We start from the raw sequence: 13,396 nt of genomic DNA, 5'->3' as shown, positions 1-13,396 counted from the left end.
TGTCATCAGGCATCCCGATCGCTTTCCGGTTTATCCAAAAAGACAGTTGCCAAAACCCCAATCGTGAGACTGACAAGAACGGCCAATACAGCAGCCAGCATACCTGTAGTTGGCCAATAAGGCGCAATCCCCGTTTCAATCAGGATCACCACCGCCGCGGCGACAATGCCACAAACCGCGTAATAAACCTCAACCTCAAAATGTTCTAGTAAATAACCCATTAGTTTGGCAATGGCAATGAGCCCGATCAACGCACCTACCATAAAAGGTACCAGTAAGGCGACAGATCCCATCGCGGACGTAAACCCGGCCCAATTACCGGCAACCAAGGCCCGAGCAGCATCACCTAACTGACTGACAGCATGGTAAACCGTGCCATATTGATCAATCACCATGAGCATGACCGATCCGGAAATCCCGGGAATCGCCATTAATGATACGGCAAAGATACCTGAAAAACCCATGATTGCGGCATCCCGCACGCTCGATAGTCGTTGAATGGCGATCAGGTTCTCCGGTTGGGTGCCGCCAAGCTTGGCTAATCCATAAATCGCAATAAATCCACCAAGCATCAACAAAAGATACCACCATGAAAACGGCTTAAGAACCAGCTTGCGATAAATGAACGGTCCGATCCCCAGTACCAAGCCGATGAAAAAACCGTAACTCGGTAATGGCCAGTGAGTCGTGATAACCAGAACCGCCTTAGTAGACAAAAGGATCCCGACAATTGCGCCTAAGCCAACCGGGGTCAGAAAGCGTAAATTTTTGCGCGGATTGGCGCGAAAGTGATTAAGTGCATTTAAGAGGCGATCATAAAGCCCAACCACAACCGCAAAGATACTGCCGGAAAGTCCGGGAATGACAAGTGCAATGCCGATAATGGCACCTTTGATAAAATTAAGCATGACATCTCCTTATAGATGGATTTATTAATAGACAAACACGGATAAGGTCGATCATGAACCTGCTTGCAGATTCAGCGGCGGTGTAATGACATGAATGCCGGCAGATTTCAATGCGGCAATGTAGGCAGCCAGGAAAGTTCGTTTGAGGCTGACTTGTTCACCATTTTCGGCGTAGAACAGAACCTGATAGGTAAAAGTTCCGTTTTTTTCTTCAGTCAGGCCAAGGATATCCGGCCCATCCGTAATAGTTGAGAATTTCGGTACCAGATTGTGATTGACATGTTCAATCGTGCGGCGGACCAAATCAAGATCGGTCGTTGGGGCTAACGGCAATTTGATAAGTACCTGCATGTTGCTGCGGGAAAGGTTGCTGACAATCGTAATGTTGCGATTAGGAATAAAGTTAACCGTACCATCGTAGCTTTTTACCACAGTTGTGCGTAATCCTAGGCTAGTGACGGTTCCGGAAATCGTTCCTAGTTTAACCACATCACCGACATCAAACTGGGCTTCTAACAAAATGAAGAAACCAGTTACGACATCATTGACGAAGCCCTGAGCGCCAAAGCCGATCGCCAACCCGGCAACACCAGCCCCAGCGAGCAACGTGCCCACAGGAACGCCTAATGTTGAGAGGATCGCGTAAAAATAAAAGAAGAGAACAAAGTAGAAAAAAAGATTTTTGGACAACGCGTGGATAGTTTTGACGCGTGTTCCTGATAACTTGGCGCGATGTTGGTAACTTTTAAAGGTGCGATTGATGGCAAATTGGCCTAAGCGGTAGAGCGCAAGAAACAGAATTGAGAAGAATAGCAACGAGAGCACTTTATCAATCAAAGTTCCGGCAATCTGGTCCCAATTAATTTTCGTAAAGTACCTTAACCAGACATTGGATTGTCCAGTCACGGTCGCGGTTGTGAAGATCATGCGAATCACGTGATGGCCTCCTTTGTATTAGCCTCATTTTATCAGAATCAGGGCTAGCTTGCTGGGGATTTGCCGCGTGTGAGGCAATTTTTAATGTTAGGTAGGGTTGTGAAGGAAGTGTGAGGACGGATGGTTTCAATATGTGGTTGTAAGTGCAGAAAGCTACGTCTGAAATCGGCTTAGGATCTGAAACGCGTTTACGGGATCGAAAATCTGGAAATCTGCATGTAAGGACCTTGGATGTATTGACCACAACCCAGTCACCACGCTCAAGGCCACTTATATTCTGGTTTACGCCCATAACGCGCTCCCCGGCGCAGAAGTCTGCGTGTAAGGACCTTAAGCGCAATGGCCAAGTGCGGGCCATCACGCTTAAGGCCACTTACACTCCGACTTCTAACCGCGCCGGTTCGCGCTCACGCTCTGAAACGCGTTCGCCAGCCCAGAAACCTGCGTGTAAGGACCTTGAGACTAAATGGCCATAGCCCAGCCATTTAGTCTCAAGGCCACTTATATTCTGGTTTACGCCCATAACGCGCTCCCCGGCGCAGAAGTCTGCGTGTAAGGACCTTAAGCGCAATGGCCAAAGCCCGGCCATCACGCTTAAGGCCACTTACACTCCGACTTCTAACCGCGCCGGCTCGCGCTCACGCTTTTTAAATCTTTTGCACGCGTGTTGTGACGATGTTATGATTAATGTAACCAACTGGTTTGAAATAGGAGGGTGTTGGATGTCAGGTGGAGAGATTGCTTGGATTATTGCGGCAACGGCTTTTTTGATTATTGCTTTGGCGATTGCCATCATTGCTGTTCGCGTTTCTGGCGTAACCAAAGAAGTTAAAGAAACCGTTGCTGAGACGAATAAGACGTTGGATACGATCAACGGGGAGCTTGGCATTTTGACGAAAGAAGTTGAAGGCCTACTTGCCAAGAGCAATACCCTTCTTGAAGATGTAAATGGCAAGGTGGCGGCGATTGATCCGGTCTTTACCGCGATTGGTGAACTTGGCGAAAGTGTTTCGGACTTGAACCAGTCAACGCGTCAGCTCACTCAGCGGGTCACGAATGGTGCAAAAAACGGGGCTAAGGCAACGGTTGCTGCACGAATGGGTGCCAAAGCATTTTCAATGTTGACCAAAAAGAAACATCAAAATGAATAGCAGGGGGAAACATAATGGCTAAAAAAGGACATTTTTTGCTTGGATTTGTATTTGGAGCTGCTAGCGCCTTGGCAACGACTTATTTATTGACACCGCAAACCAGTGATGAGTTGAAGCGGCGGGTTAAGCATGCGTCTGAGAACCTTGCTGATCGCGCGGTTGATTATTTCGATTACGCCAAAGAAGCAAGTGCTGATTGGAAACAGAGTGCAACGGATTTCGTAGATGAGATCAAGACGCGCGGTAACGATGCTGACGGGTCACAAGCCTTGGCTAATTATGATGCTGCAACCGAACAATTACGCGATCAGCTGAACACGGCTAATGATACCGATACTTCAGCAGATTTTGATGACATCGTTCTTGATGGTAAAAGTGCGTTTGCGCAGGCGAAAGACGATGATGAGGGTAGTGAAACCCGCACCGATGAAGTGCCTGAACCGACAAAACCGGTCACGATTAAAGAGGCACCAGCAGATTCGGCAGCGGCAGATTCTCAAGCAGCAGATAAGTAATTATCAGCTTTTTGATGATTAAAGATGGCGGCAAACGAAAGGTAACTCCGTGTGAGTACCCTTCGCTTGTCGCTTTTCACATCGTAACGGTCAAGGCGAGCCGAATTGGCTATTTTGGTTAGAAATTGAGGGAGTAACATGTTAAACAGTGAACGTCAGGCGCATATCAAGGCTGCATTGAGTACGGCAGCTGAACCGCTCAGTGCATCGAGTTTTGCACGCCGATTTACGGTCAGTCGCCAAACGATCGTCGGGGATATTGCACTATTACGGGCACAAGGCGAACCCATTATTGCCACCCCAAGAGGCTATACGTTATCGCAACCAGCTGCACTTGAATTTTTGGTTCCATGTAAGCATACCCCCGCCCAAACCGAGCAGGAGCTTCAATTGATTCTTGATAACGGTGGCTGGATTGAAGATGTGTTGGTTGAGCATCCGTTGTATGGCCAGTTACGCGGGCAATTGAATATTCGTACCGTTGCCGACATGAAACTGTTCTTGAGTCGGGTCGCGCGGTATCATGGCCATCTTTTATCAGAATTAACGGGCGGTATTCATTTGCACACCATTAGTGTCAAGCAGAAAAGCGACATTGCGAAGATTAAAATGGCGCTTCATCAGGCCGGCATCTTATATGAGCAGCTGGAGGAAGCAGCGGATCAGGGATAAATAGTTTAGTATCTGAGCTTTTAGGCTGAAAGAAATTGGTGAGTGAATCTAAAAAAGGTTCTAGCAATGACTGAGCTTGTCATTGTTAGAACCTTTTTTACTAGATTGACATGTAACCCACGATTTCAAAAGAGCAACAATTAACGTCACAAGTTAACCATTAATGACCGTGAATTCCTTTGATGTGTGCGTAAATGGTTCGCAGCCGGTTTCCGTGACGTGGACACAGTCTTCAATGCGGACCCCCGCCACTCCCGGAACATAGATACCGGGTTCGATGGAGAAGCACATGCCGGGCTGCAAGATCATATCATTGCCTTCCATGATGGACGGGAATTCGTGCGTCGACATACCGATGCCGTGGCCGAGCCGATGATTGAAGTACTCGCCATAGCCCGCTTTAGTAATGATATCACGCGCAATTTTGTCCAGTTCGGATGCTTTAAGTCCTGGCTTAACAGCGTCCATCGCGGTTAAGTTAGCCTCAAGACAGATGTCAAAAATTTCCCGTGGCTTACCAGTGACTTGACCAAAAGCAACTGTGCGGGTCGCATCGGACATATACCCATGATTGTCGGTGCCCAGATCGAACAAAACCAATTCGTTAGGTGCGAGTTTTGTTCCCATCGGTTCGCCATGCGGGTTGGCAGCATCGACACCAGCTTGGACAATGGTGCCGAAGCTCATGTGCATGACGCCTTCTTTCATCATGGCATAATCGATTTCAGCGGCGACTTCTTGTTCGGTTGCTCCGGCTTTAATGGCATTGAATCCTGCCTGAAATGCCCGGTCGGCTTGAGCACCAGCAGCTTCCATCTGTTTGATCTCTGAAGCGGTTTTGATCAGGCGCTGTTTTTCAATAAAACGAGAAGCATCAATCGGGAAGGTAGCGTCGGGGAACTGCTTCATGATCGCTTCAAATTTGAAAACGGCGAGATTATCTTTTTCGATTGCCCATTTTGTCGGATTGGGGTTGACGGCTTTAATATGACTCGCCAGTTTTGCAAACGGGTCCTCGTGATCAAGATAACCGAATACCGGGTAGGCCCAGCCGGCTTTTTTGACTTCTTCGATGGTCAGTTGCGGGGTAAACAAGAAGGGATCGTGATCTGGAGCGACAATTAAAGCCGTAATCCGTTCTTCTGGATCTTGGAAGAATCCGGTGTAGTAGTTGATGTTGATCGGGTCGCTAATGTAAGCAAGATCAAGGCCTTCTTCACCGATCCAAGTCTGTAATGCTGCTAAATGTTCGTTCATGATTTTCCTCCTCAAAGGACAAATGCAAAAGTAAACGTCAAAATGACATACCTGATTAAACAGCCACTGGGTAAGTCAATTTCTTGACGATTCATCATGTCCTGTGGTGTGTTGAAAACAGTTGGTTCAGGCTACTCCTTAAAACTCGCTGCTGGCGGCTTAGCAAGCAACATAAACGCAACTTTACCCATCAGTATAACACGGAGAAAATGCTAAAACTTTCTGAAAAGCCTATTTGTGAAAATTTCATGGAAAAATCAGTAAAACGCTTGCATTGCCGTTCTGGTTCTGTTATTTTGGAATGTAAATAGAGGTTTCGTGAATTTTCATTTTCACGACTAAGGAGAAAATAAAGTGGAAAAACAAACAATTACAATTTATGATGTTGCCCGCGAAGCAAATGTGTCCATGGCAACGGTGTCACGAGTCGTTAACGGCAATCCAAATGTTAAGCCGGCTACGCGTAAAAAGGTTTTGGAAGTCATTGAGCGCCTTGACTATCGACCAAATGCAGTTGCCCGCGGCTTGGCTAGTAAGAAAACCACCACTGTCGGCGTTATCATTCCCGATGTGACCAACATGTTCTTTTCGAGTCTGGCGCGGGGGATTGACGATGTTGCCACCATGTACAAATACAACATCATTCTGGCCAATTCGGATGAGAATAACCAAAAGGAAGTCTCGGTTCTGAACACCTTACTGGCGAAACAAGTCGATGGTTTGATCTTTATGGGGCACGAGTTGACAGATGCGATTCGCGCCGAGTTTTCACGCAGCAAAACACCGGTTGTTTTGGCCGGGTCAATTGATCCTGACGAACAGGTAGGCAGCGTCAATATTGATTACGTGGCTGCGGTTGAAGAGGCGACCAGACAGTTGATTGAAAGCGGCAATAAGCGCGTCGCCTTGGCAACCGGTTCATTGACACATCCGATCAATGGTCAATTTCGCTTGAAAGGCTACAAGCAGGCACTTGAAAAAGCGGGTGTTGCTTACGATGAAAGCCTGATTTTTGAAAATGAACCAAGTTATCAGGCTGGGTTGGCCTTATTCGGTAAGTTGCAAAAGGTTGGCGCAACAGCTGTCATTGCCGGCGATGACGAATTGGCGGTTGGCATTTTGGATGGTGCGCTGGACAAAGGCGTTAAGGTTCCAGAAGACTTCGAAATTATTTCCAGTAACAATACGAAGCTGACGGAAATGACACGGCCACAGTTGACCTCCATTGATCAACCATTGTATGACATTGGTGCGGTGGCGATGCGCTTGCTCACCAAGATGATGAATAAAGAAGAAATCGAAGAAAAGACCGTTATGCTAGGTTTTGATATTCTGAAGCGTGGTTCAACCAAGTAGACAGAAGTAACACGATATTCTGGCGGCATGCCAAGCAAGCATAGACGATAAAAAGCAGATGAATCAGCGCATATATGGCGCGGTTCATCTGCTTTTTGGTTTGTTGGTATGATAAAGATCAATGCTGCCATCCGCACATTGCTTAGACGGTAGTTAATCAGTTAATGGCCGGTACCTGTATTAGTTGACGGGGTTTGCGGAGTAGTCGTGGTACCGCCTGTTGTCGGTGCAGAACTGGTGGTGGCTGCTTCAGTGCCTGTACCGCCACCGGTTGTGCCATTGTTGCCGCCAGTACCGGTAGTTTGCGGCTCACTCGGTTGATTTTCCGAAGTGCCTTGTTGGTTTTGCTGACTTGATGGTACGGTCACGCTAGGTGTGCGACTGCTAGAAGCTGCTGCTGATGAAGGGGTTTCTGTCGTAATCGGCGTTTCCTGATGTTCTTTTTTAGCCTCGGTGGAGCGGCCGTTAGCATCTGACACTTGGCCATAACCATTGCTTTTACCATCAAGATAATCGTAGAACAGCTGATAATTATCTTTACTGCCGCCAATTGCAAACTCGGCCTTGGCAGTTGGCTCCCAGTCATTATAAAGGCTGGTCACAGTTGAGCCGCCAGTACGGTAGGTGTGTCCGTTAAACGAAAGACTTGCAGCCGGCTGACCGGTTTGTTTATCAACGGTGACGGATTTGACGGTGCTCGGTCGACTTAGTTTCTTATCCGCTTTGAATTTTTTAGGAATGGTATGATACACCGCATTGGCCAGTTTTGCCCAATATGCTTCGTTGGTCATCGAGCTATTTTCCGTGAGGGTATAGTTCGTGCCATTACTATTATCGTACCCCATCCAGCTGGCAATCGTGATGCCCGGGGTTGAGCCGATGAACCAAATATCGCGAAAATCGTTACTGGTCCCGGTTTTACCAATCAGATTATCGGTATTAAATCGCAACTGATAGTTCAGGCTTTCCGCAGTTCCGGATGCAACCACGTTTTTGAGCATCTGGTTCATAATGTAGTTGGTGCCTTTAGAGAAAACCTTGGTCTTTTTGACTTGATGACGATAAACGGCATGGCCTGAGGGATCGACAATTTCGGAAATGACGTAGGCGGGAACATGTTCACCTTGATTGGCGAATGTTGAAAAGGCGCTGGCTTGCTCCTTAACGTCGACCCCGTAATCAGTACCCCCAAGTGCCAGACCAAGTTGACTATAGTCATTGTCGGTCAGGGTGTTGATACCCATCTTTTCCATGTAGGCTTTGACGTTTACGGATGGCTTGATATGTTTATATAGATTAACAGCAGGAATGTTATAGGATTGTGCCAGTGCTTCAGTGGCAGGGATAAAGCGGTTTTGAATCTGGCCGCCATAGTCAGTGACGCTGTAATTGTTCCCGAGATTGGTTTTGAAATCAGCTAAGGCAGTTTGCGAGCCGATAATTTTTTGGTCAATCGCAGGGGCATAAACCAAAAGTGGCTTGATCGTCGAACCGGGGGAACGGAGGGTATAAATATGGTTGAGTTCGCCGGTCACGCCGCCAACAAAGCCGAGAACGGCCCCGGTTTGATTATCAAGGACAACCGATCCGTTTTGAACCGGATATTTAACGGTTTCCGTTTCACCGGTTTTCGGATTAATCTGACTACTGGTATAAGTTTGACCGAACGTATCACGGGTTGCGCGCATGACAAATTGCATGCGATCATAAACATCTTTGTCAATCGTGCTCTTAATGCGATAGTTTTTGGACGCAAAAAGATCGCCTGCCTGTCGAAGATAATCATTGTTTAAAGCGCTATCTTTTGCGAGTTCTGCTGCAGAATGGCCATCGCTTTTTGCTAATTTCTCGGCTAACAATGATTTGGCTTCACTTAGTACCATGTTATAGACATAACCATACTCATCGTCATCCTGGTCTGCTTTTTCTGGCTGGAGAAAGGCACCCTTTAAATCAAATGATTTGGCAGCAACATATTGACGATGGCTGATAACGCCAGCCCGGTACATGCGGAAGAGAACGGTTTGTTGGCGATTGATACCGGCTTTGAGACTGGTTTTCAATTTACCATCGGCTGTGTAAGGGGTATAGACAAATGGACTTTGCGGCAGGCCAGCGATGAAAGCCGCTTCCGGCAAGTTAACTTCCTTAGCCGAAACCCCAAACAGTCCTTGAGCCGCTGCTTCAACTCCGGCAATATTTTGGCCTTTGTTATTACGACCAAGCGTAGCAACATTGAGATAAGTTGCCAGAATGGTGTTTTTACTGAAGTGATTGTTCAAACGCCGGGCCAGCATAATTTCAGCAGCCTTACGTTTAAAGGTTGTCTCCGAATTTAAAAACATCATTTTGACCACTTGCTGCGTTAAAGTTGACCCACCTGTCTGACTCCCCATACCGGTTAAGTCGGAGAAGAACGCACGGATAACCGCCTTAGGAACGATGCCGTTGTGGCGATAGAAGTCTTCATCTTCAGTGGCGATAATCGCCTTGGTGAGCCATGGCGACATCTCATTGAGGTTGACTTTGGTTGAGTACAGGTCGCTTTTAACATCGCTAAGCTTGACGTTGTGGGCAAAATACATGCTGGAAGTGCGGCTGGTATTGGACAACGTTGCTTTCATAGCAGTTTCAGTTGGAATTGGCGTTGCGTCAATAATCGACACAAAATAGCCGCCAAACAAGCCGAGGCCAAACACGACAGCAATGCCTAAAACGCCTAATAAATAGTAAACAGTTGTTTTGATGCTTTGAAGTGTCACGTTGCCATAATAGACAACGGTAGCTTTACCTGTTAGTTGTTGATTGGTATCTGCTTTGGAATCGGGATGCCGGGTCACGAATTGCGTGAACCAGCGACAAAATCGAGTCCCAAGCGTCTTGACCCGATTGACGAACTTTTTCAAGTGCTTGTCCCACCTTAAATTTTGGTCTAGTACGCCTTAGTATACCTTAAAAACAGGGCGGATTCTAATGCTGTAAATGGGGAGTGCCAAGTGAGGTGTTTGGAGGTTTGAATGTAAGGATCGTTAGGCTTGGGGTGGTGGTTTTTTTAGGGGGGTTACGCGTGCGCGCCGGTTTACGTTCTGCTCTAAAACGCGTTCACAGTCGCAGAAATCTACGTGTAAGGACCTCAGACGCAATGGACAAAGCCCGGCCATCACGTCTGAGGCCACTTACACTCCGATTTCTAAGCGCTCCTGTTCACGCTCTGGTCTGAAACGCGTTCACCAGCCCAGAAACCTGCACATAAGGACCTTGAGCGCAATGGCCAAGCCCGGGCCATTGCGCTCAAGGCCACTTATGCTCCGGTTTCTAAGCGGGTTGGTTCACGCTCTGGTCTGAAACGCGTTCACCGGCGCAGGAGTCTGCGTGTAAGGACCTGGAACGCAATGGCCAAAACCCGGCCATCACGTCCCAGGCCGCTTACACTCCGACTCCTAAGCGCGCCGGTTCACGCTCTTGCGACTTAACTTTCATTGTGTAAGACTAATAGCATATGTCATGAATGAGAGAATGGAGCAGGTTATGTATCGAATTATTTTGTTTGATGTGGATGATACCTTGTTGGATTTTAAGGCAGGGGAATTAAAAAGCCTGGCAAAAATGTTTGCCAAGCTGAAATTAACGTACACACCGCGGATTGAAGCGAGTTATTTAAAGATAAATGCCAATTTGTGGCGCGATTACGAAGCAGGTCGTATCACTAGGCCGGAACTTTTTGAAGTGCGGTTTGCCAAGTTATTTCGGCATCATCGCATTGATGCTGATCCGCACTTGGCTGAACGCACTTATCACCACTTTTTGGACCAAGAAGCGATCTTATTGCCACATGTTATGGAAACCTTGGATGCATTAAAAGATTATCGACTCTTCATTGTTAGTAACGGTATTGAGCCGGTTCAGCGCCAGCGATTGGCCACCAGTGGCTTGATTGATTACTTTGAGGATATTTTTGTTTCTGATAGTGTGGGTAGTCCCAAACCGACTGTCGCGTTCTTTGATTATGTCGCTAAACGTATTCCGCGGTTTAATCGCAACGAGACGTTGATTATGGGCGACTCGTTAACCTCGGATATTCAAGGCGGGATTAACGGTAAGATTGATTCGATCTGGTTTAACCCGCATTTTCAGCCGAATCGCGATCAAATTACCCCGACTTACCAACTGAACGAATTTAGTGATCTAACTAAATTGCTCTTGGCTAATTAACGACTGCCTGAACTGATTAGTCGGCTAGGCGAATGGTGCCGCTCGTAACCACCATGGTACCTTGGGCCGTTTGTAACAGTAAGGCACCATTGTCATCAAACCCGCTGATGGTTCCGGTCAGCGGGTTTTGTGTGCCACTCACCGTAATTCGGCGGCCAACCCATGCAGCTTTTGCGCGATAAATCGGCATAATGGTTTCCGGATTGGCAAATAGACGCATCAGATTGGTTAAAAACCGCCCTGCCAGTTCTGGACGCGGATCGCTATCTGGTTGATTGGAAAGTAACGTGGTGATCGGCTGGTCGGTTGGCAGCACTGCTGATTGAGCCGGAAAAAGATCAACCCCGATGCCTAAGACCACAGCGTTGTGTTCAATGAGTGCTTCCGCTAAAATACCCGCAACCTTGCGACCACCTTTTTGCAGATCATTCACCCATTTGATCGCGGTTACAATGCCAAACTGGGTTTCAATTGCCTGCTGCAACGCAACCCCTGCAGCTGGTGTGATCAGGGACTGACTGATTTGCGGATGGAATGCGTAACTAAGATAAAGCCCCGCATCGGCAGGACTGGCGAAATGTTTGCCGTGACGGCCGACACCGGCAGTTTGTTCACCGGCAATAAGAATTTGTGGGACTGTGCTGTTATTTTGAACGGCGTGTTTTAAAACGGTGTTGGTAGAGGTCACTGTTGCCTGAGTAGCAACGGCTGCACGCAAATGAGGATCGTCTAACCATGGATCTAAAGCATGAGGTGTAAACATCATAAGCTTCCTTTCTGATTTGCATCGCACAAACGCCAGGAGTCACCGCAACATTGTGAGTTGCCGACTTCTGGCGCTTGGGTTGCATGATTAGTTTAAAGAGCGTCAAGGCGTTAGTGTTCGCAGCGCAATCAAGCGGGCAAAGTCACTTCACTAACCGGCTAATTGCATCGGCATAGATGGCGACTGCTGCCACAATGTCTTTGATCGGCATATATTCATTTGCCTGATGCATGACATTTTCCTGGCCTGGCATTTGGGCACCAAAGGCAACACCGCGTTTGATGATACGACCATAAGTGCCACCGCCAATGACTTGTTCATGACCGGGGATGCCTGTGTGATCGCTAAAAGTCTGAAGCAATGTCTTGACAAGCGGATCATCACCGGATACATAGTGTGGTTCCTGAGCGTGACCGCTGACTGCCACATTGTACTGATCTGCTCCTAGCGCCGTTTCAATCTGATCACGGATTTTGGCTGCATCGGTTCCTTGCGGGTAGCGGACATTGACCAGAACGCTTTGGGGACCGTCTTGCGTAAAGGTGAAGATATCCGGACTTGCTGTCAGGTCGCCCATTAGTTTATCGGTATAATTAATCCCTAAATTGTGACCACGTGAGTCTAGATGAAGGTGGTTGGCAATCATGGTCAGATAGGCTTTCCCGGCTGGATCAAATGGTAAGTCGGCCAAAAGCGTTGCTAAATAGGTTGCGGCGTTTTTGCCATCTTTTGGTTCTTGGGCATGGGCGCCTTTTCCAATCAATTCAATCGTTGTCGGGTTGCCTGGTGTCAGAGTGAAGGTGACTTCTTGCTCTGTTGTCCACTTCTCGGCTTGCGTCACAAATGCTTCCGGTAATGGCCCGCTGATGACAGCCTTTGCTTCTTGTGGCACCATGTTTGGCCGAATACCGGCGGAAAAATGATTCAACGTTAGATCAGCGGTTGCAGCGGCGATTGGTTTTTGAACGATTTCAAAACTGGCAATCCCTTTTTCGCCATTGATGATAGGAAATTCCGCGTCTGGTGAAAATCCGAAGTCGGGAGCAGGTTCAGTTTCGAGATAGCGGTGAATACCGACCCAGTCAGACTCTTCATCGGTACCAAGAATGAAGTGAATCTTTTTATTAATCGGCAACTTGAGATCGCGAATGAGCTTTAAGGCATAGTAAGCAGCGATACTTGGGCCTTTGTCATCGCTTGTTCCGCGCCCATAAATCTTGCCATCGCGAATAACGGGGTCAAATGGATCGGTTTGCCAGCCTGGTCCCGCGGGCACGACATCAACATGGCCAAAAAGCCCAAAGATTTCGTCGCCATCGCCTAATTCGATGCGGCCGGCAACATGGTCGACATTTAATGTTTTGAAACCGTCCCGCTGTGCAATCGTCAAAAATGCTTCAAGCGCTTTGGCCGGTCCCGGTCCGAGTGGATACTCATCGGTTTGATGGTCAGTATCACGTTCCGAATTGATCTTCAAAAGTGTGGTTAGATCTGAGAGAAGTTGGGGTTCCAATTTTTCAGCTTCTTGCTGCCAATTAATGGTCATAAGGTTAACCTACTTTCTTACTAGTGTTGCCTTAAGAATAGCATGTTTAAGGCATAGAAACGAATGAATGACTCGAT

At 47.6% G+C, this 13,396-nt stretch carries 11 protein-coding genes; 5 read left to right on the top strand and 6 right to left on the bottom strand.

The features are described from left to right. Positions 1 to 5: 5 nt before the first annotated feature. Entirely contained in the window at positions 6 to 908 is a 903-nt protein-coding gene (locus tag ACWP87_RS01415; protein ID WP_014569311.1) for a DUF368 domain-containing protein, read from the bottom strand. Between the two features lie 51 nt (positions 909 to 959). Further along, complete coding sequence (locus tag ACWP87_RS01410) at positions 960 to 1,844, bottom strand: mechanosensitive ion channel family protein (RefSeq protein WP_014569312.1); 885 nt, start codon at positions 1,842 to 1,844, stop codon at positions 960 to 962. A 722-nt stretch (positions 1,845 to 2,566) separates the two neighbouring features. On the opposite strand from ACWP87_RS01410, the gene ACWP87_RS01405 reads away from it, so the two are divergent. From ACWP87_RS01405 to ACWP87_RS01395, 3 genes are all read left to right on the top strand, one after another. Continuing rightward, entirely contained in the window at positions 2,567 to 2,995 is a 429-nt protein-coding gene (locus ACWP87_RS01405) for a DUF948 domain-containing protein (protein ID WP_005714494.1), read from the top strand. Positions 2,996 to 3,009: 14 nt separating this feature from the next. Continuing rightward, positions 3,010 to 3,510: a YtxH domain-containing protein gene (locus ACWP87_RS01400; RefSeq protein ID WP_005685544.1), complete on the top strand. Its 501-nt coding sequence runs from the start codon at positions 3,010 to 3,012 to the stop codon at positions 3,508 to 3,510. 138 nt (positions 3,511 to 3,648) lie between these two features. Next, positions 3,649 to 4,182 carry a transcription repressor NadR gene (locus tag ACWP87_RS01395; RefSeq protein WP_005685545.1) on the top strand — a complete coding sequence of 178 codons (534 nt, stop codon included), beginning with the start codon at positions 3,649 to 3,651 and terminating at the stop codon, positions 4,180 to 4,182. A gap of 153 nt (positions 4,183 to 4,335) precedes the next feature. Here the strand turns inward: ACWP87_RS01395 and ACWP87_RS01390 are convergent, their stop codons facing one another. After that, a complete protein-coding gene (locus ACWP87_RS01390) occupies positions 4,336 to 5,439 on the bottom strand; it encodes a M24 family metallopeptidase (protein ID WP_005712651.1) in 1,104 nt (367 codons plus the stop codon). A 354-nt stretch (positions 5,440 to 5,793) separates the two neighbouring features. On the opposite strand from ACWP87_RS01390, the gene ccpA reads away from it, so the two are divergent. Continuing rightward, positions 5,794 to 6,795 (top strand): catabolite control protein A, encoded by a 1,002-nt coding sequence (gene ccpA, locus ACWP87_RS01385; RefSeq protein ID WP_005685547.1) that lies wholly within the window; start codon positions 5,794 to 5,796, stop codon positions 6,793 to 6,795. Between the two features lie 161 nt (positions 6,796 to 6,956). On the opposite strand, the gene ACWP87_RS01380 is transcribed toward ccpA, so the two are convergent. Further along, a complete protein-coding gene (locus ACWP87_RS01380) occupies positions 6,957 to 9,701 on the bottom strand; it encodes a transglycosylase domain-containing protein (protein ID WP_014569314.1) in 2,745 nt (914 codons plus the stop codon). Positions 9,702 to 10,323: 622 nt separating this feature from the next. Here ACWP87_RS01380 and ACWP87_RS01375 point away from each other — a divergent pair. After that, the gene (locus ACWP87_RS01375; protein WP_005685552.1) at positions 10,324 to 11,007 is read left to right on the top strand and encodes a YjjG family noncanonical pyrimidine nucleotidase; all 684 of its coding nucleotides are present in this window, start codon (positions 10,324 to 10,326) and stop codon (positions 11,005 to 11,007) included. A 16-nt stretch (positions 11,008 to 11,023) separates the two neighbouring features. Here the strand turns inward: ACWP87_RS01375 and ACWP87_RS01370 are convergent, their stop codons facing one another. After that, a complete protein-coding gene (locus ACWP87_RS01370) occupies positions 11,024 to 11,770 on the bottom strand; it encodes a biotin--[acetyl-CoA-carboxylase] ligase (protein ID WP_014569315.1) in 747 nt (248 codons plus the stop codon). A gap of 145 nt (positions 11,771 to 11,915) precedes the next feature. After that, on the bottom strand, positions 11,916 to 13,319 hold the full coding sequence (gene pepV, locus ACWP87_RS01365) for a dipeptidase PepV (RefSeq protein WP_014569316.1): 1,404 nt from the start codon (positions 13,317 to 13,319) through the stop codon (positions 11,916 to 11,918). Positions 13,320 to 13,396: the final 77 nt, after the last annotated feature.

This window comes from Lacticaseibacillus sp. 22 (genome assembly GCF_055413445.1).
Note: the sequence above shows the minus strand (reverse complement) of the source record. Positions and strands in the feature narration are given on the sequence as shown.

Bases quoted from the DNA above. Each gene is read 5' to 3' on its own strand.
- ACWP87_RS01415 (WP_014569311.1), bottom strand. From the start codon at position 908: ATGCTTAATTTTATCAAAGGTGCCATTATCGGCATTGCACTTGTCATT.
- ACWP87_RS01405 (WP_005714494.1), top strand. From the start codon at position 2,567: ATGTCAGGTGGAGAGATTGCTTGGATTATTGCGGCAACGGCTTTTTTG.
- ACWP87_RS01400 (WP_005685544.1), top strand. From the start codon at position 3,010: ATGGCTAAAAAAGGACATTTTTTGCTTGGATTTGTATTTGGAGCTGCT.
- ACWP87_RS01395 (WP_005685545.1), top strand. From the start codon at position 3,649: ATGTTAAACAGTGAACGTCAGGCGCATATCAAGGCTGCATTGAGTACG.
- ACWP87_RS01390 (WP_005712651.1), bottom strand. From the start codon at position 5,439: ATGAACGAACATTTAGCAGCATTACAGACTTGGATCGGTGAAGAAGGC.
- ACWP87_RS01375 (WP_005685552.1), top strand. From the start codon at position 10,324: ATGTATCGAATTATTTTGTTTGATGTGGATGATACCTTGTTGGATTTT.
- ACWP87_RS01370 (WP_014569315.1), bottom strand. From the start codon at position 11,770: ATGTTTACACCTCATGCTTTAGATCCATGGTTAGACGATCCTCATTTG.
- pepV (WP_014569316.1), bottom strand. From the start codon at position 13,319: ATGACCATTAATTGGCAGCAAGAAGCTGAAAAATTGGAACCCCAACTT.